Origin of the sequence: Streptomyces sp. BR123 (genome assembly GCF_013401435.1) — a bacterium.
Lineage (GTDB): Bacteria > Actinomycetota > Actinomycetes > Streptomycetales > Streptomycetaceae > Streptomyces.
This window is the reverse complement of record NZ_JACBGN010000045.1, coordinates 1-24,223: the sequence shown is the minus strand read 5'-3', so window position 1 is coordinate 24,223 and position 24,223 is coordinate 1. Positions and strand designations below refer to the sequence as shown.

The 24,223-nt window shown below is 70.3% G+C and carries 18 protein-coding genes; 9 read left to right on the top strand and 9 right to left on the bottom strand.

Translation table 11 applies throughout. The annotated features are described in order from the left end of the window. Positions 1–339 precede the first annotated feature (339 nt). The 5 genes from HYE82_RS10490 to HYE82_RS10470 form a co-directional block, all read right to left on the bottom strand. Positions 340–1,470 carry an alpha/beta hydrolase gene (locus tag HYE82_RS10490; protein WP_179173697.1) on the bottom strand — a complete coding sequence of 377 codons (1,131 nt, stop codon included), beginning with the start codon at positions 1,468–1,470 and terminating at the stop codon, positions 340–342. A gap of 497 nt (positions 1,471–1,967) precedes the next feature. Continuing rightward, on the bottom strand, positions 1,968–2,669 hold the full coding sequence (locus HYE82_RS10485; protein WP_179173696.1) for a response regulator transcription factor: 702 nt from the start codon (positions 2,667–2,669) through the stop codon (positions 1,968–1,970). Continuing rightward, positions 2,666–3,952, bottom strand: coding sequence for a histidine kinase (locus HYE82_RS10480; protein WP_218782467.1), 1,287 nt, complete (start codon positions 3,950–3,952; stop codon positions 2,666–2,668). The genes HYE82_RS10485 and HYE82_RS10480 overlap by 4 nt, the downstream gene beginning before the upstream one ends. Before the next feature lie 316 nt (positions 3,953–4,268). Next, entirely contained in the window at positions 4,269–5,411 is a 1,143-nt protein-coding gene (locus HYE82_RS10475; protein ID WP_179173695.1) for a sensor histidine kinase, read from the bottom strand. Further along, positions 5,408–6,061, bottom strand: coding sequence for a response regulator transcription factor (locus HYE82_RS10470; protein WP_179173694.1), 654 nt, complete (start codon positions 6,059–6,061; stop codon positions 5,408–5,410). Before HYE82_RS10470 ends, HYE82_RS10475 begins: the two co-directional genes overlap by 4 nt. A gap of 342 nt (positions 6,062–6,403) precedes the next feature. Here HYE82_RS10470 and HYE82_RS10465 point away from each other — a divergent pair, with 342 nt between their 5' ends. Next, positions 6,404–6,961: a histidine phosphatase family protein gene (locus HYE82_RS10465; protein WP_179173693.1), complete on the top strand. Its 558-nt coding sequence runs from the start codon at positions 6,404–6,406 to the stop codon at positions 6,959–6,961. A 71-nt stretch (positions 6,962–7,032) separates the two neighbouring features. Here HYE82_RS10465 and fxsT read toward each other — a convergent pair whose 3' ends face one another. The 3 genes from fxsT to HYE82_RS10450 all read right to left on the bottom strand — a co-directional run bounded on the left by fxsT (position 7,033) and on the right by HYE82_RS10450 (position 11,540). After that, entirely contained in the window at positions 7,033–9,780 is a 2,748-nt protein-coding gene (gene fxsT, locus HYE82_RS10460; protein ID WP_179173692.1) for an FxSxx-COOH system tetratricopeptide repeat protein, read from the bottom strand. A gap of 21 nt (positions 9,781–9,801) precedes the next feature. Then, positions 9,802–10,326, bottom strand: coding sequence for a hypothetical protein (locus tag HYE82_RS10455; protein WP_179173691.1), 525 nt, complete (start codon positions 10,324–10,326; stop codon positions 9,802–9,804). A gap of 239 nt (positions 10,327–10,565) precedes the next feature. Continuing rightward, the gene (locus HYE82_RS10450; RefSeq protein WP_179173690.1) at positions 10,566–11,540 is read right to left on the bottom strand and encodes a LysR family transcriptional regulator; all 975 of its coding nucleotides are present in this window, start codon (positions 11,538–11,540) and stop codon (positions 10,566–10,568) included. Between the two features lie 153 nt (positions 11,541–11,693). Here HYE82_RS10450 and HYE82_RS10445 point away from each other — a divergent pair, with 153 nt between their 5' ends. The 4 genes from HYE82_RS10445 to HYE82_RS10430 all read left to right on the top strand — a co-directional run bounded on the left by HYE82_RS10445 (position 11,694) and on the right by HYE82_RS10430 (position 17,778). Beyond that, a complete protein-coding gene (locus tag HYE82_RS10445; protein WP_179173689.1) occupies positions 11,694–12,746 on the top strand; it encodes a YncE family protein in 1,053 nt (350 codons plus the stop codon). Positions 12,747–13,258: 512 nt separating this feature from the next. Next, positions 13,259–14,086: a xanthine dehydrogenase family protein subunit M gene (locus HYE82_RS10440; RefSeq protein ID WP_179173688.1), complete on the top strand. Its 828-nt coding sequence runs from the start codon at positions 13,259–13,261 to the stop codon at positions 14,084–14,086. After that, positions 14,083–16,803, top strand: a complete 2,721-nt coding sequence (locus tag HYE82_RS10435; protein WP_179173687.1) for a molybdopterin-dependent oxidoreductase — start codon at positions 14,083–14,085, stop codon at positions 16,801–16,803. The genes HYE82_RS10440 and HYE82_RS10435 overlap by 4 nt, the downstream gene beginning before the upstream one ends. 3 nt (positions 16,804–16,806) lie before the next feature. Beyond that, a complete protein-coding gene (locus HYE82_RS10430; RefSeq protein WP_179173686.1) occupies positions 16,807–17,778 on the top strand; it encodes an antibiotic biosynthesis monooxygenase in 972 nt (323 codons plus the stop codon). A 210-nt stretch (positions 17,779–17,988) separates the two neighbouring features. Here the strand turns inward: HYE82_RS10430 and HYE82_RS10425 are convergent, their stop codons facing one another. Then, positions 17,989–18,396 carry an ATP-binding protein gene (locus tag HYE82_RS10425; RefSeq protein WP_309144264.1) on the bottom strand — a complete coding sequence of 136 codons (408 nt, stop codon included), beginning with the start codon at positions 18,394–18,396 and terminating at the stop codon, positions 17,989–17,991. Between the two features lie 313 nt (positions 18,397–18,709). On the opposite strand from HYE82_RS10425, the gene HYE82_RS10420 reads away from it, so the two are divergent. The 4 genes from HYE82_RS10420 to txtE all read left to right on the top strand — a co-directional run bounded on the left by HYE82_RS10420 (position 18,710) and on the right by txtE (position 24,111). Next, positions 18,710–20,005, top strand: coding sequence for an AI-2E family transporter (locus tag HYE82_RS10420; RefSeq protein ID WP_179173685.1), 1,296 nt, complete (start codon positions 18,710–18,712; stop codon positions 20,003–20,005). An 814-nt stretch (positions 20,006–20,819) separates the two neighbouring features. Next, positions 20,820–22,322 carry a cytochrome P450 gene (locus HYE82_RS10415; RefSeq protein WP_179173684.1) on the top strand — a complete coding sequence of 501 codons (1,503 nt, stop codon included), beginning with the start codon at positions 20,820–20,822 and terminating at the stop codon, positions 22,320–22,322. Then, positions 22,319–22,894 carry a cupin domain-containing protein gene (locus HYE82_RS10410; protein ID WP_179173683.1) on the top strand — a complete coding sequence of 192 codons (576 nt, stop codon included), beginning with the start codon at positions 22,319–22,321 and terminating at the stop codon, positions 22,892–22,894. The genes HYE82_RS10415 and HYE82_RS10410 overlap by 4 nt, the downstream gene beginning before the upstream one ends. After that, positions 22,891–24,111: a 4-nitrotryptophan synthase gene (gene txtE, locus HYE82_RS10405; protein WP_179173682.1), complete on the top strand. Its 1,221-nt coding sequence runs from the start codon at positions 22,891–22,893 to the stop codon at positions 24,109–24,111. Before HYE82_RS10410 ends, txtE begins: the two co-directional genes overlap by 4 nt. Positions 24,112–24,223: the final 112 nt, after the last annotated feature.

The following is a 24,223-nucleotide window of genomic DNA, read 5'->3' as shown; positions in this document are numbered from 1 at the left end:
CGTTCGCGTGACCCACCCTGAGGCGACACGGTGCACCGCCCGGCTGACCATTCACGCACACATCACCGAATCCGGCATGACAACCAAGTGAAACCAGCACGGATTCGACTCCCGGGGGCTGGTTTCCGGCCAGACCGGCAGCGCCCTCCACCAGCCGTAGCCGTACACGTAGCCGGCGCCGACGACCGTTTCGCCTTGGAACCTGCTGGTCGCTGTACGGCCTGACCGGCGATCAGGTCGGGGTCGACAGGGAGCCCCTGCGGAAGGTGCTCGGCGAGAACTGCTGAAGGATCACATCAAGAAGGTGGTCAGCTGCGGGCCGCCGTTCGGGCGGCAGTGTCACGTGTTCTTGTCGAGGAAGTCGAGGAGGATCTGGCGGCTGGTCTGGGAAACGAGGCTGCCGTAGACGTCGTCGAAGGCGTGCTCGGCGAAGGGCAGTTCCCGCACGGTCGTGTTCACACCTTTGGCCTGGAGCGAGGCGCCGAAGTCCTTGATGGTTCCGGGGCGGGCACTGCGGTCGCGGTCGCCCACGACGAGCAGGGTGCGCTGCAGGCCCTCTTGGATATCGGTGGTCGGGGAGACCTCGCGGTAGCGCTCGGGGTAGCGGGCAGGCGTGCCGCCGGTGAAGAGTTCTGCGGCCTCACGGCTGCCGGCGACGTCTTCCTCCCACATGTCGTCGACGTCAGTGCCCGGGTAGAAGCCGACGACGGAGAACGGGGGCTCGGGAGTGGGGCCGTCGGCGACCCGTATGGTGCCGTTCTGGAGGCGGTAGGCCGTGCTCATGGCGAGCGTGCCGCCGGCCGACATGCCGCCCAGCGATATGCGGGAAGAGTCGATGCCGTACTCGTCGGCGTGGTCCCGCGTCCAACCCAGGGCGGTCACGAGGTCTTGCGGGGCCTTGTTCCACGTGGGGCGGTCGGGGGTGGCCAGGCGGTAGTCGACCGCGATGACGGCCACACCGTGGTCCGCCAGCCAACGGCCGGTACCCCGCAGGTCGCTCTTGTCGAAGGTGTGGAAGCCTCCGGCATGGGCGAGCACGATGGCCGGCACCTTGCTGCCCCGGCTCTTCTCGGCCAGGTACACGTCCGCTTCGAGCGCCTCGCCGTCAGGGGTGGCATAGATCCGGGTCGTGTCCGGTGCGGCGCCGCCGGAGGAGGCGGGCCGGCTGAAGACCTGGGTGAAGGAGACCTTCGTACCGGCATCGCGCGCGGCGGCGAACTGAATGCCCCCGATGCCCAGGGCGGCGATGGTCGACAGCGCGGTCACTGAGGTGAGGACGCGCCCCCAGCGCACCAAACCGCTACGCCAGGCCAGCGCTCCCAGAGCGGCACCGACCAGAGCGAGGAGCGCCACGTGAAAGGGGTACTGTCCGCCGATGACCGGACCGATGACGCCGGCCTTGGGAATGACGGGGAAGTACGCGCCCAGCGTGATCGCAGCTGTGAGGAAGGCCAGGACTGAGGCGATCAAAGCAAGAACGACGCGTAGGGACCTCGTGATCGCGCCAGGAGGCGAGGCCTGGGAGGCAGGTACCGGGCATGGGGCGGTGGACATGGCGGCGTTCCTTGGAGGTTGGGGCGCGGGAGGACGGCGCCTCCGAACAGGGCTCCTCAAGGTTCGCGTCCAGGGCCGGTGAACTGCGTCCCCCGGAGGAGCCAACCTGCGGCGTAGCCCTCCAGGGCTACGCCGGCCCCCGGAGAGCGATGGGAACTCGTCCGTACCGAAGACGTCTCAGGTGTTCCGTCCGCGAGGACCCGCGAGGTCGGTGCCCTGCGGGACCGGGCGAGTCGGCGAGCCCGTTTCACGGGAGGCGAGGACAGCGGTGGTGGGAGCGTGACCGGCGAGCGCGCGGCGGGTGAAGGCGTCCATGCCGGGCACAACGGGACGCGCCTCAGTGAGCGCCCCGCAACGTCGTGCGCCGCGGCCCCAGCGGCAGACAGACAGTGGCTCGGCGACGAAGGAATCGGCTAGGTGGCGGTTCGGAGCGAGGCGGTCCGGCGGGCGGCGTTCCCAGGCGCGACCAGACCGGTTTCGTAGGCGAAGACGGCGGCCTGGGTGCGGTCGCGTAGCTGCAGTTTGCGCAGGATGCGGCCCACGTGGGTCTTGACCGTCTCCTCAGCGACGACCAACACCTTGGCGATCTCCGCATTGGACAGGCCCTGCGCCACGTGTGCGAGGACTTCGGTCTCGCGGTCGGTGAGGGCATCGATGCGCACACCGGTCGGCTGCTTCGCGCTGGGACTCACGCGGGAGAACTCCGCGATGAGCCGCATCGTGATGTCGGGTGCGAGCAGGGCCTCGCCCCGGGCCACCACCCTCACCGCTTCCGCGAGCTGGATGCCGGAGGCGTCCTTGAGGAGGAAACCGGAGGCCCCGGCGCGCAGTGCCTCGTATACGTACTCGTCGAGGTTGAAAGTGGTCAGGATGAGGATCTTCGTCGAGTTTCCGGGGGTGGACGTGATCCGGCGGGTGGCCTCGATGCCGTCCAGGCCGGGCATCCGGATGTCCATCACGATCACGTCGGGCGCCAGCCCCCCGGCCCGGGCGACGGCCTGCGCGCCGTCCTCGGCGGTGGCAACGACCTCGATGTCGGGCTGGGCGCCGAGCAGGACGGAGAAGGCGTCCCGGACCATGGCCTGGTCGTCGGCGATGAGCACGCGGATGGTCATATGCAGCTCTCCTTGTCGGCGACGGCAACGGCGACGGTGACTGTGGCGGCGGGCTCGGGCACAGGCGCGGGGCAGGCCGGCAGCGCCGCGCTCACCTCGTAACCGCCGTCGGGGGTCGGGCCGACGGCGAGTTCGCCGCCGAGCATGGCGACGCGTTCCCGCATGCCGATGACACCGTGCCCGGCACCGGGTGAGGGGGCAGCCGGGAGTGCGGCGGGCCCGTTGACGATCCTCAGGAGCAATGCATCGCGTGCATAGGTGAGTTCGATGCTCGCCTTGGCACCGGGTGCATGGCGCAGCACGTTGCTGAGGGCTTCCTGGATGATGCGGTAGGCAGACAATTCCACGCCCGGGGGCAGATGACGGGCGGCGCCCTCGATCCGGGTGGTGGTGCGGAGGCCGGCAGCTCGCACATTGCCGAGCAGCCCGTCGAGCTGCGCCAGGGAGGGCTGGGGGCTGGTGCCGGTCGTGCTGTCGCCGGGACCGTTCGACCGCAGGAGGCCGAGCATCTGGCGCAGTTCGGCCAGCCCCTCCAGCGCGTTGGCGCGAATCGAGGCCAGCTCGGTGATCAGTGCCGCTGGTGGGGCCTGAACCCGATAGGGCGCGGCATCGGCTTGGATGGAGATGAGTGACAGGTGATGGGCCACGACGTCGTGCAGCTCGCGTGCGATCCGAGTACGCTCTTCCAGGACAGTGCGCAGGGCCCGTTCCCGAGCCGTGGCGGCGATCTGCTCGGTGAGGCGGGCATGGTCCTCGCGGCGGCCGCGCACCACGGCTCCGATGAGCAGGGCCAGAGCGAACAGCGCGAGGGCTCCGGTGACAACCGTCCAAGAGCCGACGGTACAGCCGGACAGCTTCAGCACAACGGCCAGCAGGGTGCTGAGTACGGCTGCGGTGATCGCCGACACCAAGCGCACCCGCAACGCGAAGAGGAAGAGAACCCCGGCGTGCACCATCCACACGTAGATCTGGGTGTCGTGGGTGGGCGGATACCCCACGGTGATGCCGGTGATGAAGGCCATCGACAGCCACCAGGCGGACGCCGGCCGGCGCAGCGCCACCACCAGCATGGCCGCGTGCCCGGCGGCCAGGATCGGGGCGGTTGTGCCCGCCGCCGCAGCGGCCGTCAGAGCGGCTGCGAAGCACACGAGGCTGTGGGGTAGCCAGCGTAGCCAGCGCGGCCAGGCCAGTGGCGGCATGGGGCGGCCCCGGAGGGAGATGAGATCAGCCCGCAGGATGCGAAGGCCGGGGCGGTCTGCCATCGCAGCTATCGTCTCGGGCACGTGTTCATTATCTGACATCGCCAGTCCTTCACTGTTCATCCCTGGCGAATCTACGGAATCACCCCCTCGGCGGGCATCGCGCTGGAGAGCCATACCGGCATGTAGCTCTCCAGGGGGACGACAGAGATGACATCGACCAAGAGCCTGGGGAGGGGAGGGTCGTTCCGGCGGCGATCCGCGGGGAGGAAGCCTTCCCGGCCCGGGCCGGGAAGGATCTGGCACCCACTCGGTCCCGGGCGGGCGGATCACGCCTCCCGGCCATCGTCCGGGACGCCCGCGGGTGCCCAGCGGGCGCAGACGCAGGCGGCCCCCGTCGCTACCCTCCGTGTCCGCGGGAGACCTGTGCGGACCGCGGTACGCCGTCCACCGGCAGTTCCAGGGTCAGCCGGTAGCCGCCGTCGGCCGTCGGTCCCGAGGTGACGTTTCCGCCGAGGAGGGCGGCGCGCTGGCTCAGACCGGCCAGCCCGTAGTGGGCACCGGGCAGCGGCAGCGCGGGCAGGCTGGGCGCGGTGTTGGTGACCGTTACGCGGATCAGGCCGCTCTCGTGCCGCAAGTCGACCTTCGCGGTGGCGCCGGGGGCATGCTTGCGCGCGTTGGTCAGCGCTTCCTGGACGGTGCGGTAGACGGCCCGCTGCACGGTCGGCGGGAGTCCCTCGGGGAGCTGCGAGCTCAGCTCGGTCTCGATGCCGCTGCTGTCGACCAGCTGCTGGATGTCGGCGAGGGAGGGCTGCGGGGTGAGTTCCGTGGGCCGTCCCCCGGACGCCCGCAACACGCTGACCATGTGGCGCAGCTCGTCCAGGGTCTGGACGCTCAGCCGCCGGATCGTCGCCGCTGCCTCCTTGACCTGCGCGTCATGCGTGCCGACCTGGAGTGCACCGGCCCGTACGGCGATCAGGCCGACCTGGTGGGACACCACGTCGTGCATCTCGCGCGCGAGCTGCGCACGCTCCTTGGCCAGGACGGCCTGGGCGGTCAGCGTCTGCTCGTGGTCGCGCGCCTCCGAGATCTCCGCCAGTCGCGCCGACAGGTCCCGCCGGGTCTGGACGAGCTGCCCCAGGAAGACGGGGGCGGCCGCAGTCGCCGCCGTGTACCCGAATTTGATCAGCGTCGCGGCCCTCGTCAGGTCGAGGGTCGGCGCGAGCAGCGTCGGCGTCACGGTCATGTCACTGAACGTGAAGGCCAGGGCGCAGGTCGCGAGGAGGATGCGGTGGCGGCTGAGCGAGGCGAGGGTGTACAGCGCGACCAGGCAGGCGAAGACCGCGTCCGACAACAGGACGGCGGGCAGGGTGAGCACGAAGGTCAGGAACGGCAGGCGACGGCGCAGGAGCAGGATGAAGGCCGCGGTGAGTCCGCAGGCCATGCGCAGTGGCTCCTCGCTGTCCCAGTGGACCGCGACGTCCACCAGCGCGACCGTCACCACGGCGGCGTCCAGCAACGCGGGTGCACGGCGGCTGATCATTGCGTCTCCGTCCCCAGGAGGCCGGCCCGCTGGGCCAGCAGGGCCGCCTGGACGCGGCCTCCCACCTCGAGCTTGATGAGGATGGCGCTGACGTGGTCCTTCACCGTGCCGGTACCCAGGTGCATCCGTTTCGCGATGTCGGCGTTGGACAGACCCTCGCCGATCAGGACGAGCACATCGCGCTCCCGGGCGGTCAGCCGTTCGAGCAGGTGTGCCTCGGGGGCCTGCGCCCCGGCGTTCAGGAAGCCGTCCACCACGGTCCGCGTGACCTTCGACGACAGCACGGTGCCGCCCTCGGCCAGGGAGCGCACCAGGAACGGAAGCTCCTCCGGGTCGGTGTCCTTGAGCAGGAAACCGGCCGCGCCGGAACGCAGCGCCGTCTCCACGTACTCATCCATGTCGAAGGTCGTCAGCATGGCCACCACCGGCGGAGCGGGCAGCCGGCGCAGCTCTGCCAGGACGGTGAGTCCGTCCATGTCCGGCATCCGGATGTCCAGGAGCACCAGATCGGGCGCCGTCTCGCGCACGGCCCGCAGTGCCTGCCCGCCGGAAACGGCCCCCACGACCTCGATCCCGTCAGCGGCGTCAAGGATGTGCTGGAAGCCCGTGCGGATCAACGCTTCGTCGTCTACCACCAGAACCCGGATCACGCGTGCTCCATTCGGCATCCGGACCACGGTCCGATTCGTACCATGCCGAGGGGTCTCACGCAGGTTCCCGGCGGCAGGACCCACCGCTCAGCAGGCTTCCACCAGCCGATCGGCGGGGGCGTTCGGGACATGTGGCGGATGGTTGCGGCGGCAAGGACCGAGGAACCTGAGCGTGTGCGTGCATACCGGCGCCGTCGCTCCCCGGTTTCCTGCACCGGTGGCTCCGCCGAGGAGCGCCGGCGTACGGCCGGTGTGCCGCAACCACTTCCGCCACACCGGTCGACCGGTTGGTGCGGCGGTCACGTTCCGGCGTCACGCCGGACGCAGAAGGAGGGCATCCACATGACGGTCCGTCTGACACTCGTGTGTGCGGCCGCGGGCAACACCGCCGGCATCTTCGGCGACCGGCCCCAAGGCGCGCGGGCGCCGTACTCGGCGACCGTGGCCGGTGCGTTCCCGCCACCCCGCTCGTCCACCCTCCGGGCTCCCTCCAGTCGCTGTGCGACCACCGCCGACGAGTTCGGGCTGAAGGCCACACCCGAGCTGGCCTTGCGTGATTTCGACTACGGCGAGTGGAGCGGCTGCCAGATGGACGAGATCGCCGCCACCAACCCCCACGGTTTCAGCGCATGGCTCACGGACCCCGATGCCACACCGCACGGCGGGGAATCCGTCCGACAGCTCTGCAGCAGGACCGCCACCTGGCTGTACGACCTGCTTCAGGACGAGGAGGACGCCTTGGCCATCACAGAACCGGGCGTCATCCGGGCCACGATCCTCCACGTCCTGTCCGTTCCGGCCACGGCCTTCTGGCACATCAAGGTGCCTCCCCTGTCCATCGTGACCGTGACCTCACGCGCCGGCCGCTGGGACGTCCACCTCCACGGCATCACGCTCTGAACCGTCTGCAGGGCACACGGGGTCCCGAGCCTCTCCTGCGCCCGCCGGGGGAGCAGCGGGGGCTTGGTGACCTACAGCTTGCGCCCCATGGCACCCAGGCGGCTCCTGAGCTGTTGAGTGAGCTTGTGGTTCTCCCCGAGGACGCGCCGGGCGTCACTGTGCGCCTCCTCGTAGTGGATCAGTGCCTGGTCGGTGTTGCCGGCCAGGCGGTGGGCACCGCCGAGCGTGCCGCGGGAGGCGATGGCATCGGGGTGGTCCCTGCCCAGCACTCGAACCCGGTCGTCCAGGACAGTTCTCAGAACGGGCAGCGCGTCATCGAGCCGACCGCCCTCCGCGTGCGCGCAGGCGAGGTTGTTGCGTGCCGTCAGCGTGTCGGGGCTGTCGGGTCCGAGAACCGCCGTCCGGCTCTCCAGGGCTTCCTCGAACAGGGCGATGGCCCGTTCGGACTCACCGGCGGTGCTGCAGCACACAGCGAGGTTGTTGACCGAGGTCATGATGTCCGGGTGGCCGGCGGGCAGCACGCTGCGCCGGTCGGCGAGGACCGCCTCCGCCAGGGCGACCGCGCGTTCGTCACCGGCTTCGTTGTAGGCGAGGGCCAGGTCGCTGCGGGAGGTCAGCGTGTCCGGATGGGACGTGCCCAGCACGCGTGCGCGGTCGTCGGCCGTCCGCTCGTACAGCGCTGCGGCATGTTCCAGGTCACCGGCGGCGCAGTGGGCGGAGGCCAGGTTGTGGGCGATGCTGAGGGTTTGCGGGTGGTCCGGTCCGAGCAGGCAGCGGATTTCGCCGAGCAGTTCGGTGTACAGCGGGATCGCGAGGTCCGGGCGGCCTGCCGAGCGGTGGGCGTACGCGAGGTTGTTGCGTGCCGTCAGCCTGTTCCGAAGGTCCGGGCCGGCCTTCTCCTGCTGTCTGGCCAGGACCTCTGCGTACAGCGGGATCGCGAGGTCCGGGCGGCCCGCCGAGCCATGGGCGTGCGCGAGGTTGTTGCGTGCCATCAGGGTCTGCGGGCCGTCGGGGCCGAACAGCCGGAGCGAGTCGTTGAGCGCATCCTTGAGCTGGTCGACGGCCAGCTTGGCTCCACCCGCTGCTTCGTGGGCCCCGGCGAGGAGGATCCGGGTGACGACGGTTTCCGGGTGGTCCTGCCCGAGCACGTCACGGCGGCCGGCAAGGGCCGACTCGAACAGGGGGATCGCACGGGTGATGTCCCCGGCTTCCTCGTACGCCGAGGCGAGCGCGACCCGCAGGGCGAGGGTGAGGTGGTGTGCCGGGCCCATCTCCTGCTCACACGCGTGCAGTACGTGCTTCAGGCAGGGCACGGCGCGGTGCTGCAGGTCCTGCCTGATCAGGGAGGCGGCGGTGCTGAGGAAGAGGCCGTCGGCGGAAGGGAGCGGGTCGAGGCCGGCCGAGTTCGCGACCCACGCGTCGATGTGTGGGAGAAGGAGCCGGACGGATGTGTCGGCTTGGGGTGCGTCCTCGGGGATGGCGGCGGCGAGCAAGGCGACGGCGGCGGACCGCCCTTCGGCGACGGCTTCGGGACTCCGGTGCGGATCTCCCTCCTCCGGGGTCCGGCCGAGGGCCTGGACGAGCCGGTGGACGGCCACGGTGCCCGTGCCGGGGTCGGGGGTGATCATGCTGTAGGCGATCAGGAGACCGATCGCCTGGTTCACGGCTGGCGGGTCGGCGAGGCTGCCGAACAGGGTGACGGGGATGTTCTCGGGCGCATACCAGGCCAGGATGCGCAGCAGATCCGTGGCCAGGGGTTCGAGGGCGGTGATCCGGTCCAGGGTGATGTTCCAGATCCGAGCGATGGTCCCCTCGCCCCGTGTGGTGGCCGAGCCCTGGCAGTACATCGCCGCCGGGTGGCCGGCGAGGAGGGCCAGGTAGGCGCGGGGGGTGGTCAGCGTGTTCTGCGCCAGGTAGGCGCTCACTTGCTCGAGAGCGAGGGGCAGGTGGCCCAGTTCTTCGCAGAGCTCGGCAGCGCCGTCCAGGTCCCGGGGGCCGGCGGCGGTGGTGATGCCGGTCAGCAAGTCAAGGGATTCGGCCGGGCCGAGGACGTCGAGGCGGACCAGGGTGGTGGCGCGGGGCCATGGGGCGGCGAGCCGGCTGGTGATGAGGAACCGGCCGGCGGGGGCACGGGCGACGAGATGGGCGATGTCGGCGGGGTCGTTGACGTCGTCCAGGATGAGCAGCCAGCCGGTGTGGGTCGCCAGCCATTGCAGGGCGTACTCGGCGAGCACCTCGGCCGGCAGCCGCAGCAGACCGGTGGAGGCGGGCTGCAGGGCGGTGGCCAGGTCGGCCAGGCCCTGCTGCACGCCGGCCGGGCTGTCGGCGCTGATCCAGCGGGCGGGTGTGCGGCCGTGCGGGCGGGTGGCGGCCCAGTGGGCGGCCAGGGCGCTCTTGCCGATGCCGCCCAGCCCGTGCACAACCTGGACCAAGGCGCTGCCGGGAGTGTTCAGGGCGGCATCGAGGAGGTCGAGCTCGTCCCCGCGGCCGACGAAGTGGTGGGGGCGGTCGCGCAGGTCATCCAGGCCGGCAGGAGCATTCACCTCGGCGGCAGGCCGCAACACTTCGGGTGGCAGGCTCACCACGGTGTTGGCGTTGTAGATGCCCGAGACGGCAATTCCACCGTTCGCGGCGGTCGCGGTCCCGCTGCAGGACACCTGCTGCATGCTGCGCTGATCGCCGGGTGCCGCAGACCGGGTTTCGCAGGCGTCCGCAGAAGCGGCCTCGCCGCTGCTGCCCGTCTCCGCCTCCGCGGCCTCCGCGTCCCCGCTTGCGCCTGCGTCGGAGCTGCCGCTCTTGATCAACTGCTCCCTGGCCATGCCGTCACCCCGACTTCCTGATCAGTTGCCGCGACGCAGGGCGGTCTCGTTGACGATGCCGCTGACGGCACTGGAGTCCGCTCCGTCGGCCTCCGCATCCCCGGTGAGCACTGCTCGTGCTGCGCCCATGCCGCCGGCGTTCCTGATGCCGGAGACGGCACTCCCTCCGTCACGGGCGACGGCCTTCCCTGTCCCGATCGCTGCGCTACCCGCCGAGGAGGCGACGAACGACACCAGCTCACGCAACTGCTCGGTCGCGCGCTCCCGCTCCTGGGCGTCGAGACCCTCCAGCAGGGCCTCGAACCGGCCCTGCCACAGCCCCTCCTGCCGCACCCCCTCGGTCATGACACCGGCCGAAGCGTCCTGGTCCAGAGCCTGCCTCGTGTGGTCCAGGCGTTCGAGCTCAGCCTGTCCCCGCGCAGCGTCGCCGCGGCCGAAGACCTCCACGATCCGCCCGCGCAGCCCGTTCCATGCATCGGTGCCCGCCGCTTGGACCACCGCACCGCCGCCTGCCGCAGCCAATGCCGTCAATGCCTCGACCAGCATGCCCTCGCCCCTTCGCACCGCGGATCAGATGGCCGCCGCAGTCCCAGCGCCGGGCCATCACGTAACGGCCAGTCAACAACACGCCCCGGCAATCGCGAGGAGTTTTCCTCCGAACAGGGCGGGCGGTCCAGCGGCCCGTGCCCCTCGGGCCCGGGCGGGGCCATATCCACCGCGCCCACCGGGCCACTGCGGCGTGCCCCGGGATTTCGCCGATCGCATCCGGCACCGGCGCATCTGACTCAGCAGGCCCCCGACGAACGGCTGCGCGAAGTCGTCGAGAGGCGAACATCGCCTGACGCGGCATCAGCGGTTGCCGCCCCTGCCTCCGCCGGGGTCAGGAGGGCGGCGGCCAAGTGCTCGCGGAACCAGCGGTGCCCCGGATCGGTCGAGTTGCGGGGGTGCCAGGCCATGCCGACGTCCAAGGGTGCCAGGTCGAGGGGGATGGGAAACGTCCGCAGTCCCATGGCGGAGACGGTGTCGGGAAGCCAGCCGGCCAGGCTGAGCGCGACGAGGTCGGTGTCCCGGGCGAGCATCATCGCGCTCGTGTGGCTCGGCACCACGACCGCGGTCCGGCGCCGCAGCCCGAGATCCGCGAGCGCACTGTCGATGGGCCCGATGCGCTTGCCGAGCCGGGAGATGCCGATGTGGTCGGCCGCGGCAAAACGACGGGCGTCGATCCGCCCTTCGAAGAGGGGATGACCGCTGCGGGCGACGCCGACCGGCGTCATCCGGGTGAGCTGCCGGGTCCGGATCTCCGGATCCAGGTGTCCAAGGACGCCCAGTTCGACGTCCACCCAGCCCTGCCGCAGCCCGGGGCCGCCCTCCACTGCCTCCGGCAGGAAGACGACGTCCACCTGCGGGGCCTCCGCGTGGATCCGCTCGGTCAGGCTCCCGGCCAATCCCACCAGCAGCAGGTCGGTGGCCTGCACCGTGAAGGTGCGCTGGAGATGCACGGCGTCGAAACCGGGACCGGGCCGCAGGACGCTGTCGCAGCTGCGCAGCAACGCGCCCACCTCCTCGCGGAGTTCCACGGCACGCGGGGTCGGGACCATCCCCTGGCCGGCCCGGACCAGCAGCGGGTCGCCGACGGCACGGCGGAGCCGGGCCAGGGTACGGCTGACCGCCGCAGGCGAGGTGCCGAGGCGCTCCGCTGCACGGGTCACGCTGTTCTCCTGGAGCAGGGCGTCCAGGACTCGCAGCAGGTTGAGATCCATATGGGGGTGTGTCCTCCCTGAACTGCACTTTTACGTTTGTGGCAATGATTTGGTACCAACCTTTGCATTGTTGTGGCACCTTCCGGCACGGAGAGTGGAGACACCCGCGAAAACGCGTGGCATTCCTCCCTCCGCCCCTTGCAAGGAGCCGCTGTGCAGCAGTCCCCCCGTACCGGTCGGGAAGGCGACGTCCTGGCCGTCGTCAGTCAGAGCGGACCCACCGTCTCGTTCTACGACGCCGCCTCCGACCGCCACCTCGGCGATGTGTACGTCCCCGCCGAGCCCCACGAGTTGTGCTTCGATGCGACGCAACGACTGCTGTGGTGCACGCTGACGTACCACTCGGGCTACTACCACGCCAACGGCGGCCGGCGTACCGAACTGGCCGTCATCGACGCCGACACCCGCCGCATCGTCGAGGTCGTCGACCTCGCTCCGGAACACGGGCCGCACGGCCTGGCGCTGGACCCGGTGCGCGGTCGGCTCTACGTCAGCGTGGAGGGCGCCGAGGACCGGCCCGGCGGTGTCGTAGTGATCGACACGGCGACCCGCCGGCCCGTGGGCAGGATCGACACGGACGCGCCCGGCCCGCATTGGTTCGCCATCGACCCGGCGGGGAGGACGGGGTACGCCACCAACAAGGAAGCGCCGTTCGTCTCGGTCGTCGACCTCGAACGAGGCGTCCTCACCTCGAAGGTCGAGGTACCGGGCAGTGAGGGACTCGCCGTCTCCGCCGACGGCGCGCACGCCTTCGTCGCCGCGCCCTACGGCAACTTCTCCGGCACCGCCGCGGAGCGGCCGGCCCCGGGAATCCGGGTCATCGACGCCCGGACGGCGTCCGTCGTCGACACCCTGCCCACGGAGGACGTCGTCCTGCCCGTGCACCTGACGTCGACGGGGAAGCTGCTCGCGGGCGAAGTGCGCATGGCACCCGATCCGGTGTCCCGACTCGGATGCAACGCGCCGGGCCGCCTCACGGTGTTCTCCGCCGGGACCCGCAAGCAGTTGGGCGGGATCGAGGTCGGGCTCTTCCCGCTGACCATCACCTCGTCTCCCGACGGCCGACTCGCCTATGTGGCCTGCGTCGTCTCGTCCACCGTCGAGATCGTCGACCTGGAGACGCTGGATCACCTGGCCCGGCTGGACGTCGCCAAGCTCGGCGAGCCCGGCGCGCACGGCCTGGCGTATCTCCCGCGCCCGGCCTGATCGCCGCCCTTCGCCCAGATCGCGGGCGCCGAACACGTGCATGACCCCGTGCGGGCCGCTTCTGTCCGGAACCGCTCGCGGAACACCTGATCTCTCCCGCCAGAGGTTGAGAAGATCCGCCGTCCGCGCTCCTGAGCCCGGCACGCCCCACAGCGTCGCGAGGGCAAGCCCAGGTGTTGCCGGGCGAGCCGCCCGGACCGGCGGCTTGCCCGGCATCCGAGCCCGCAGCGATGCAGCCCGGCGGGGCGCGACGGTACACACGCCTCGTCCGGGCCGTGCCGGCCGTATCCAGCCGGTCGAACTGCCGACGCCGTCCGGCAGCACGCCGTCCGGCAGCACGTAGGCGCGCTGCGCGCAGCGCGCTCCGCGGAGGCCGGCGCCAGCGGGTGGCGCAGCACGGCGACAGAAGGGTTTCGGCCGCCCTGCGCCGAGTGTCTCCCCGATCTAGACTGGACGGAGTCGCCAGGCCGCCCCTCCAGCGCAGGACGCCCCTCTGAGGGAGGTCGGTTTCCGTGGACCTGAACACCATCACCGAAGTCGTCCGGCACCCCTCCGAGCGGCCGACTGACGACTGGCGTGAAGGCGACGCCTGGCTGGCGGGCGGGACCTGGCTGTTCTCCGCGGAACAGCCCGACCTGCGCCGCCTGATCGATCTGACGGCGCTGCGTTGGGATCCTCTCGTCCCGAGCGACGAGGGCCTGGAGATCGGCGCCACGTGCACCATCCGCGATCTGCACGCCTTTGCTCACCCGGACGAATGGACCGCGGGCCCGCTGCTCACCACGAGCTGCGAGGCATTCCTGTCCTCGTTCAAGGTCTGGAACGCGGCAACCGTCGGCGGAAACATCTGCATGTCGTTGCCGGCCGGCCCGATGATCACGCTGACGGTGGCCCTCGAGGCCACGTACGAACTCTGGGCCCCTGACGGGTCACAGCGCATCGTGGACGCCCTCGACTTCGTGACCGGCGACCACCAGAACATCCTGACCCCCGGCGAAATCCTGCGGTGCGTCCGCATCCCGGCGAACGCACTGGGGAAACTGGCCACCCACCGCCGCTTCACGCTCACCCACCTCGGACGCTCGACCGTCTTCGTCGTCGGTACGCGGACGCCGGGCGCGAACGACCTGCTGCTCACCGTCACAGCCGGCACCACACGACCGGTGCGCATGGCCTTCGACAGCATGCCCGATGCCCAGACCCTCCAGCAGAGTATCGATGTCATCCCCGGCGACGTCTGGTTCGCGGATCCCAATGGAACCCCCGACCACCGCCGCCATCTGACGAAGCACTTCGTGGAAGAGATTCGCCGCGAACTCATGGGCGGGGAGCCGTCATGACGTACAGCGTGAACGGCATGGTCTTCGCCCGGCAGCCGGAGCCGGGGCAATGCCTGCGCACGTTCCTGCGCTCACTCGGGCACTACGGCGTCAAGAAGGGGTGCGACGCGGGCGACTGCGGCGCCTGCACGGTGTGGCTGGACGGCGTTCCGATCCACAGCTGCATCACCCCCGCGTTCCGCGCGGACGGCCACGAGGTGACCACCATCGAGGGCCTCGGCTCGCCCGGTGACCTTCATCCGATGCAGCGTCGGTTCCGCGACGCGCCCGGATTCCAGTGCGGTTTCTGCACCGCAGGGATGATCATGACCTCGGTGTCGTTGACCGAGGCCCAGAAGGCCGACCTGCCCCGGGCGTTGAAGGGCAACCTCTGCCGCTGCACCGGCTACCGGGCCGTCGAGGACGCGGTGAACGGCGTCGTCGGGGTGGAGACGGCCGAGCCGGGGAAGGCCGTCGGAACGAGTGTGGGGGCCCCCGCGGCCGGCGACGTGGTGACCGGCCGCGCCGAGTTCACGATGGACACCCACATGGAGGGCATGCTGCACCTCAAGGTGTTGCACTCGCCCCACGCGCACGCCCGGATCGTCTCGATCGACAAGACCGCCGCCCTGGCGGTTCCCGGTGTCCACCGCGTCTACACCTGGGAGGACGTGCCGCGAAGGCGCTTCACCACGGCCATCCATACCGACCACCTGGTCGATCCGGACGACACCTTCATCCTCGATGACACGGTCCGCTTCGTGGGTCAGCGGGTCGTCGCCGTGCTGGCCGATACACCCGGTGCGGCAGAGGAGGGTTGCCGCAGGGTGGTCGTCGAGTACGAGCCGCTGCCGGCGGTGTTCGACCCCGAGGAGGCCATGGCCGAGGGGGCCCCACCGGTACACGGCGTCGCGGACGATCCGTTCGTCCGTGATCCCGTTCACAACATCCTGCTCGAACTCCATTCGCACATCGGAGATGTGGACGCGGGGTTCGCCGAAGCCGACGTGATCCACGAAGGCACGTACTTCTCACCACGCGTGCAACACGCGCACCTGGAGACGCACGGCTCGATCGCATGGATGCAGGACGGGCGGCTGAACGTCCGCACCAGTTCGCAGTCGCCGTCGATCGCGAAGGTCAAGTTGAGCTATCTGTTCGCGCTGCGCCCCGACGAGCTGCGCGTGTTCTGCAAGCGGGTGGGCGGTGGCTTCGGCGGCAAACAGGAAGTCATCTCGGAAGACCTGGTGGCGCTCGCCACGTTGGACACCGGGCGGCCCGTCTGCTTCGAGTACACCCGCGAGGAGGAGTTCACCACCGCCTCGCCGCGCCACCCGATGACGCTTACCGTCAAACTGGGCGCCAGGACGGACGGAACGCTCACGGCCCTGCAGGTCCGCAACGTCTCGAACACGGGCGCCTACGGCAACCACGGCGGCGAAACGCTGTACGCAGGTGGCGCCGCCGTCATGATCTACCGCTGCCCCAACAAGAAGTACGACGCGTACTCGGTCTATACCAACACCGTGCCGAGCGGGGCGCTGCGCGGTTACGGGATGACGCAGCCGGCGTTCGCCATGGAATCCGCCATGCACGAGCTCGCCCTCGCCCTGCACATGGACCCGCTCGAACTACGGCGACGCAACATCGTGCGGCCGGGTGACCCGCTCGTCGCCATGCACGACGGCCCGGACGACGTGACGTTCACCGAGGACGGACTGGCGAAGTGCATCGACCTGGTGGACAGGGCCATGGCGCGGCCGGCGAAGGAGCCGGACCTGGGCCCGGGATGGGCCATCGGGTCCGGCGTCGCGAGCTCCGTCCACGAGACCGCACCCCCGACCGAGCACATCTCCGAGGCCTGGATCACGCTGGGCGACGATCTCGTCTACGAAGTGGCCGTCGGCACCGCCGAGTTCGGCGAGGGCACCTCTACTGCTCACGTCCAGATAGCGGCCGGCCAACTGGGCACCACGCCGTCCCGGATCCGCCTGGTGCAATCCGACACCGACCGCACCGGATTCGACACCGGCGCCTTCGCGAGCGCGGGCCTGTTCGTATCCGGCAACGCGGTGCTCCGGGCGGCCAACGCCGTACGCGACCGCATCCTGGAGTTCGCCGCCGCCCACACGGGCGTCCACCCCGTCATGTGCTCGATGGACGACGACGGCGTCACCTGCGGCGACCGGCGCGTGACCCTGGCCGAGCTCGTCGCACTGGCCCGAGCGCGCGGCATCCGGTTCACCGCCGCCCGCAAGGCCTACGGCTCGCCCCGCAGCGTCACCTCCAACGCCCAGGGGTTCCGCATCGCCGTCCACCGGGTGACGGGGGAGATCCGCATCCTGTACAGCGTGCAGGCGACCGACGCGGGCGTGGTCATCAACCCCCAACAGGTCCGGGGACAGGTGGAGGGCGCCGTCGCCCAGGGAATCGGCTTCGCACTGACCGAGAACTTGCACCTCGACGCAGACGGTGCCGTGATCAACCCGAGCCTCCGCAACTACCGCATCCCCACCTACGCCGACGTCCCGCGCACCGAGGTGCTCCTCGTGGACTCGGCGGACTCCGTCGGTCCCCTGCGTTCGAAGGGGATGGCGGAGTGCAGCATCAACCCGGTGGCGCCCGCGCTGGCGAACGCGCTCCACGACGCCACGGGCATCCGCTACCGTGCGCTGCCCCTGACTCCCGAACGGATCTACAGTCGGCTCAACGAGCAGCAGCCCGTTCCCAAGGCCTGAGCCATGGACACCGACAGGCACGAAGACGCCGTGGCGACGGCCATCATCGGCCAGAAGGTCCTGCCCGGCCGGGAGCGTGAATACGAGACCTGGCAGGACGAGGTCAACGCCGCGGCGGCCGGCTACCCCGGGTACCTCGGCGTCGAGGTCTCCCGGCCGACACCCCTGCAACCCGAATGGGTCGTCGTCTACCGGTTCGACTCGATACCCCACCTCCAGGCGTGGATCAACAGCGCGACCAGGCAGCGGCTCCTGCAGGTCGGCGACACCTATCTCGACGGCCCGGGAACGCAGCGGGTCCTCAGCGGCCACACCAAAGCCCCTGATCCGCTGGTGACGGTGGTGATCAGCCACCGGGTCCGACCGGACCGCGTGGACGGCTTCCTCGCGTGGCAACGCCGCATGAGTGAAGAGGAGAGCAAATTCGCAGGCTTCCGCGGGACCGAGATATTCCGGCCGATCGACGGGCTTCAGGACGAATGGACCACCCTGTACCGCTTCGACAGCGCCGCGCACCTCGACGCCTGGCTGACCTCGGCCAAGCGGCGGGAAGTCCTGGCCGAGGGCCAGGAATTCAGCGACTTCAAGCTGACCACGATCGACAACTCGTTCGGCAGCTGGTTCGCCTTCGAGGAGAACGGCACAGCGGCGCCGGCGCCCTCCGAGACGAAGACCGCCATCGCCGTCTGGGTCGGCCTGTACCCGACCGTCGTGTTCCTGACGCTCGCCCTGTCGCCACTGCACATGCCGTTCTGGCTCGGGATGCTGGTCGGAAACCTGCTCTCCAGCTTGCTCATGACCTTCCTCACCATGCCCTACTACGTGAACCCGTTGCTCAAGCGGTGGCTGCGACCGCCCCCGGACGAACCGCCGTCGAAGAACAACCGCATCGGCCTCGGGATCGTCGCCGCGGCCACGGTGGTCTGGGCTGCCGTCTTCTACCTGATGACGACGCAGATATGGACCCTGCCCTGATCAAGTGAGGCGGCTCCGGTGGCCAGTCGGGGGACTCGGTCGAGACCGGCCGGCCGTCGGCAAGGTCGAGGTCGGCCACTTCGTCGCACGGCCGTCCGACATCCTCTGCGGTGCAGGCCGGCGTGCGCCGAGGACGACCGCGACACGAGGCGGGCCGGCCCCGGCTCGGCCGCCGAGGGGAAAGAAGTGTTCCGTCGGCGCCACCCGGCCTCAAGGGGCGACCCCCGGGACATGAGCGTGGATGGTCTTCCCGCTCCCGCTCGTGAGGTGAACGTCCACCTCGGAGGCCAGGCGGCGCACCAGCGGCCAGCCGTACCCGCCCGTGGCCCCCGCGGGGTCCGCCGTGCGCAAGCGGGGCGGTTGGGGGCTGGAGTCGGTGACATCGACGTCGATGCCGTCCCCGGCCCAGGACACGTCGAGGCAGCAGGGACCATCGGTGTGGCGTACGGCGTTGGTCACCAACTCGCTGGCGACGAGGAGCACCGCGTCCCGCATGTCCGGCGTCACCGGGTGTCCGCTGGCCAGGGCATCGCCGATGAAGCGCAGGACCTCCTCGCGAGCCCGGCCCGCGGAGGTGCTTCCAACGCATTCGCAGTGCCGGCGCGGGGGGTGTCGCACTGCCCCTCCTCAGCTGCTCGCCTTGTCCTCTCGGTCATTGCGCCTGCCCCCGCGCCGGACCGGCATGCCTTCGACTGCCGGATGCGGGCCTCGCTGTCCGGAAGCGTTCGTGCTGCCGCTGCCGCTGCCGCTGCCGCTGCCGCTGCTGCTGCCGAGCTGGGCGACGGCGATGGCGCCCCAGCGGACAACGCTGCCGTCGTCGAGGACGGCGAAAGATGTGCGGACGCCCTGCCCCCCCAGATCGGAAGGGCTCCACGTGCCTGACCGCTCGCAGCGGGGGCAGACGGACAAGCGAGCGAGGAGGAGGTTCGGTATGCCAGGAAGCCGGGCATGGGCCGACCGCGCGAAACGCAGCGCCGCCACGCTCAGAGAGCGCCGCGCGCAGGCGGAGGCCCGCCACGATGTAGGGGCGGAAGCCGAGCGGGCACGGGCAGCGTCGGCCCGCCGGACCCGTGCCCGTCCCCCCGATCCCGTTCAGGCGGTGCCCTGGGGTCTGCGAGTCGCGGCTGAAGCGAGCTGGCGGTTGGTGGTCGTGGCCGCCGCGCTGTGGATCGTGATGTGGTTGATCGGTTCCGTCCGGCTGGTCGCCCTCGCCTTCGCGGCATCACTACTGGTCACCGCGCTGCTCCAGCCGACGGTCGCCCGGCTGCAGCGCACCGGTCTGTCGCGGGGGCTCGCGACCGCTGTCACGGCGGTCTGCGGGTTCGTCGCACTCGGCTTGGCCGGCTGGTTCGTCGTGTGGCAGGTGCTCGACAACCTGGACAACCTGTCCGGCCGTCTCCAAGAGGGCATCGACGAGCTGAAGCGCTGGCTCCTCAACAGCCCCCTCCACGTGACCGAGCAGCAGATCAACGACATCGCAGCGCGGCTGAGCGACGCCATCGGCACCAGCACAGGCAAGATCGCCTCAACTGGTCTCCAAGGGGTGACCGTCCTGGTGGAGGTGATCACCGGTGTCCTCCTCACGATGTTCGCCACCCTCTTCCTGCTGTACGACGGCAAACGCATCTGGGAGTGGACGCTGAAGCTCGTGCCGGCTGCCGCCCGCCCGGCAGTGGCCGGCGCCGGCCCGCCGGCGTGGCGCACACTGACCGCCTACGTCCGCGGGACGATGATCGTCGCCATGATCGACGCCGTGTTCATCGGCGTGGGCATCTACTTCCTGGGCGTACCCCTCGCCGTCCCCATCGGCGTGGTGATCTTCCTGGCCTCGTTCGTGCCCCTGGTCGGCGCCATTGCCTCCGGTGCCCTCGCCGTCATCGTCGCGCTGGTCACGCAGGGACTGTTCACCGCGATCATGACCCTGCTGGTCGTACTCGCCGTACAGCAGATCGAGGGCCACATACTGCAGCCCTTCATCCTGGGCCGGGCCGTCCGGATCCACCCTCTCGGTGTGGTCCTGGCCGTCTCCGCCGGCGGGCTGATCGCCGGTATCGGCGGGGCGGTCGTGGCCGTCCCGGTGATCGCCGTCGCCAACACGGTGATCGGCCATCTCCACGCCCAGGCAGGTGACGACACGGCCGGAGAGCCGACAGCGGCGCCGCCTGCCGGCGAGGAACCGGCCGAGCAGCCGGAGCAGCCCCCGGCACAGCCATCGGACCCCGAGTAGCCGGCCTGGCCGGCGTGCCGGCTCACTGCGGCGGATGTGCCAGCGCGACGCGGTGCAGCCCGACCTCGTACCCACCCGCGTCGTCTGCTGAAGGTGGCGGGAGACCACCGATGGCGCCAGGCCGAGGAGGACGGCGAGTTCCTGCGTGCTGCGGCTCTGCGGGGCAAGGCAGGCCGCGATGTGCAGCCGTGGTGCGGCCGGCTCCGGCGCGGCGTGCACGGGTGCGCGCCGCGAACCGCCGCGCACCGGATGGACGTGATCGACACGGACGCGCTCGCCGCCACTGCGTGCGCCGTACGGGCCGCTCTGGGCGGGCGGGCCCTCGGTGGCCGTGGCCGATGCCGGGGTGGCGCTCGGCCGAGGGCTGCCGGAGGGACGCCCCGGTCCTGTTGCAGCCGTCCCCGGCCCTTGCACTTCGCAATGGTCAGCTGCGTGCGGGCGCCGACGCTTCCGTTCGCGCCGGTGCGGCACGGACGGGTGCCGGGGGAACCTGCGTGCGGTGAGCTGCCGGGTGTCGGCGGGTTCGACGGTGGTGTGAGCGCCGCGCGCCGACATCCGGGCAGGCGACCCAGAACCGCACCCTCGCGCAAGAAACGGGCCATTCGGGCCGAACCCCCGCGGTGGGCGAAACGCTGCGGAGCGTGGGCCGGGGATGCCGGACCAGCCCTGCTCCCCACACCTCTTGCACCCGGCATATTCCAGGGGATTCGTGCAAACCGGCCATCCGCCCGGACGCTCATTGTGCTGCCGGGAATCCGCTCCATACCCTTGCTGCGCATCGCAATCCCCTAATCAGTCGAGGGGTTTACCGCCTATGAACAGGCCCGACGACGCACGCAGTCTGCTGAGTTTCTATCGCTTCGTCTACGCGGCCGGATCGGCTGTCTCCATCCTCGCGGTCGCACTCGGTTTATGGGCTGGCGCCAACCGGTCCAGCCCTCTCATACTCGCCGGTACCGCGGCCGTCTTCGGACTGTTGCTCGTCATCGTCACGCGGCGACTCCGTGAGTTCCGCTCCCGGCGCCACCTGCCGGGTCCGAAGCCCTCCTTCTTCCTCGGAAATCTCGGTGATCTGCTCGCCCACGGGCACGGCGGCCGGCACGAGGCCCTTCATGCCCTGCACGCCACGTACGGGCCCGTCGTACGTCTCCACCTGCCCTGGGGAACCGCACCCTTGGTGTCGCTCTCGTACGTTTCGCCCAACCTGCACCGCAAGGAGCTGGACTCGCTGCGCCGCGCCGACGGGACCGTGCTCTCCCGCAGCCTCATGGGGATGGCAGGTGGCTCCCTCCACCGGTCCCACCGCAGGGTGCTGTCCCCCGCCCTGACGACGCGGAGCGTCACGCAGCGGTCGGACGTGCTGAAGGGCGTCTCGATCCGGTACGTGGAGAAGTGGAAGGGCGCCGGTGAGCGGTACGACGGCCTCCAGGCGGACTTGCGCGACTGGAGCGTGAACTGCCTCAGCGAGTTCCTTTGCGGTGAGGACTGGGAGGAACCGGCGGACCTGCCCCGCTACCACCGCGCGCTCGCCGCCGTAGAGGAGGAGGTCAGCTTCCGGGCCTTCCATCCGTTCTTCGTCCGGTGGATCTTCCCCAGGCGGCGGCGGCGCGTCAGGGCCGCCTACCGGGAGGTCGCGGCCGTCCTCGGGGCGGCTCTGCACCGACGGGCGCTGCGCGTCCCGGCGGGCTGCCCGGCGCACGGGCGGCCCGACGACCCCCTCGACCGGGTGAGCCGCGCACCGTGGTCCGCCAAGGACCGGGTCGAGGAGATGATGTCCCTCGTCCTCGGCGGCGCCGACCCCATGTCCTACGTCCTGTCGCAGGCGCTGGTCATGCTCTCCTTGGATCCGCACGTTCAGGAGAAGGCGCGGAAGTCGGCGGCGGCGGGAGAAGACGCCCAGCCGTACATCCGGAGCATCGTCCACGAGACGCTGCGATTGTTCCCGCCCGTACCGTTCAGCGCGAAGTTCAGCACGGAGCGGGCGGTGGAGGAACACGGAATGAGTATTCCACCGGGCACGTCCATCATGTGGATGAAGAACGAAGTGGGGCGCAATCCCGATGTCTTCCACGAGGCGGATCGATTCGACCCAGACCGCTTCGACGCAGGATCAGACACCCTCAACAGCTTTCTCCCGTTCGGTGCGGGCCCACGTCACTGCGTGGGAAACCGGCTGGCCGAGCAGCAGTGCGCGGTGCTGATTGCAGCGATCCTCAAGAATTTCGACATCGTTCCCGTCGAAAACGTCCAAGTGCACTTCCATTCGACCATTTCCGTGGTTCCGTCGGCCGTGCCGGTCAGGCTGGTCGTGCGATGAATGGGCGCAAGGCGCCGGACACCGGACCGGACCCCGCAGGCCCTGCCGCCGCTCCGCTCGCGTTGCGGCACGGCGCGGGCGAAGCCCTGTGGTTCCTCGACTTCCTGGCGGCGGTCAAAGGCTCCGCCGCCGAAATGAACGGAGCCGCCACGGTCATCGAGTTCCTGGGCCGTGCGGGCAGCGGCTCCCCGTTGCACCGGCACCTGGGCGAGGACGAGTGGTGGTACGTCCTGGACGGGGCCATGACCTTCTGGGTGGCCGGACAGGCCTTCCCGGTACGAGCCGGAGCCTTCGTCTACGGCCCTCGCGGTCTCCCGCACACGTTCCGCGTCACCTCACCGGAGGCGAGGTTCCTCCACGTGACCGAGCCGGGCGGTTTCGACGGCTTCCTACGCTCCCTGGCCAGGCCCGCCCCGTCGTTGGAGATCCCGCCCGCCGATGTCGCGCTGCCCGACCTGGAACACGTACGCGCCGTGGCTGCCGACTACGGGATCGAGGTGCTCGGGCCCCCGGGAATCCCCGCTGCGACCGCCGCCCGCACCCTTGGCGACCAATCCGAGGAGACCCAGTGACCGTCCAGTCGCCGCTCGCGGACCCGTCCATCGTTCACGACCCCTACCCCGTCTACGCCGACCTTGCCCGGCGGGAACCCGTTCACTGGTGCGCGGGGCTGAACGCCTGGGCGGTCATGACGTACGCCGACTGCGCCGCCGGCCTGAAGGACCCCCGGCTGAAAGCCGAGCGGATGGAGGAAGTGCTGGCGGCGAAGTTCTCCGGGCAGCCGCTGCCGCCGGACAGCATCTACCACCGCTTCACCAAGAACGTGATGATGTACACCGACCCGCCGCGCCACGACGTGCTGCGCCGGTCCACCCACGCAGGCTTCACGCGTGCCGCACACGAGCACTACAGCCGGGTCATCCGGAAGGCCGCGGCCGATCTGGTCGCCTCCGTCCCGGCCGGCGCCTGCGAGATCGACGCCGTCCCCGTCCTGGCCGCCCAACTCCCCGTACGCTCCGCCGTACAGGCCTTCGGGGTCCCCGAGGAGGACCTCGGATTCGTCATCCCGTGCGTGGAGACACTGATGACGTACTGGTCAGGCCCGCAGGAGCAGCCGGTGTCATTGGAGCAACTCCTCGCGCTCCTCACCGACCTGCACACGTACGCCATCGAACTCCTCCACGGCAAACGGGGAAAGGTCCTGCCCCACACCGTCATCGCCCGCCTGGCAGATGCCCAGGGCGGCCTGACCGAGACCACGCCGGAACAGACGGTGCACCAACTCGTTCTGCTGTTCATCGCGTTGTTCGCGCCGACGACACCCGGCTCCCTCAGCAGCGGCATGCTCGCGTTCGCCCGCAATCCGCTGCAGGCCGAACGCTTCCTGGAAGACCCGGCCTGTGTGGACAACACGGCGAACGAGGTCGTCCGCCACAACGCCTCGAACCAGTTCACCTGGCGCGTCGCGACCGCGGATGTCGACATGGGCGGTGTACGGATCGCGGCAGGACAGAACATCGCCCTGTTCCTGGGCGCCGCCAACCGGGACCCCGCCACGTTCGAGCGGCCGCACGACTTCGACCTCGACCGACCCAACAGCGGCCGGCACCTGTCGTTCGGGCTCGGGGTGCACTCCTGTCTCGGCCGGCAGATCGCTGCCCTGCAGCTGAAGTGGTTCTACGTCGCCCTGCTCGACCGCTTCCCGGCCATCCGGCCGGCGGGCGAGCCGCTCTGGAACAAGAACCTCGAATTCCGCTCGCTTCGGTCGCTGCCGCTCAGCCTCCGCTGACGAGGCCGGCCGGCGCCCCGCTCCCTGCGAGGAAACCGTGACCTCCGAAGTCGCTCCGAGCCCCCTGACCGCCCCTTCCCCGGCAGCGCGCCCCGCACGGGCACCCCTCCCG

Bases quoted from the DNA above. Each gene is read 5' to 3' on its own strand.
- HYE82_RS10415 (WP_179173684.1), top strand. From the start codon at position 20,820: ATGAACAGGCCCGACGACGCACGCAGTCTGCTGAGTTTCTATCGCTTC.
- HYE82_RS10430 (WP_179173686.1), top strand. From the start codon at position 16,807: ATGGACACCGACAGGCACGAAGACGCCGTGGCGACGGCCATCATCGGC.
- HYE82_RS10465 (WP_179173693.1), top strand. From the start codon at position 6,404: ATGACGGTCCGTCTGACACTCGTGTGTGCGGCCGCGGGCAACACCGCC.
- HYE82_RS10420 (WP_179173685.1), top strand. From the start codon at position 18,710: ATGCCAGGAAGCCGGGCATGGGCCGACCGCGCGAAACGCAGCGCCGCC.
- HYE82_RS10435 (WP_179173687.1), top strand. From the start codon at position 14,083: ATGACGTACAGCGTGAACGGCATGGTCTTCGCCCGGCAGCCGGAGCCG.
- HYE82_RS10485 (WP_179173696.1), bottom strand. From the start codon at position 2,669: ATGACCATCCGCGTGCTCATCGCCGACGACCAGGCCATGGTCCGGGAC.
- fxsT (WP_179173692.1), bottom strand. From the start codon at position 9,780: ATGGCCAGGGAGCAGTTGATCAAGAGCGGCAGCTCCGACGCAGGCGCA.
- HYE82_RS10450 (WP_179173690.1), bottom strand. From the start codon at position 11,540: ATGGATCTCAACCTGCTGCGAGTCCTGGACGCCCTGCTCCAGGAGAAC.
- HYE82_RS10475 (WP_179173695.1), bottom strand. From the start codon at position 5,411: ATGATCAGCCGCCGTGCACCCGCGTTGCTGGACGCCGCCGTGGTGACG.
- HYE82_RS10455 (WP_179173691.1), bottom strand. From the start codon at position 10,326: ATGCTGGTCGAGGCATTGACGGCATTGGCTGCGGCAGGCGGCGGTGCG.
- HYE82_RS10410 (WP_179173683.1), top strand. From the start codon at position 22,319: ATGAATGGGCGCAAGGCGCCGGACACCGGACCGGACCCCGCAGGCCCT.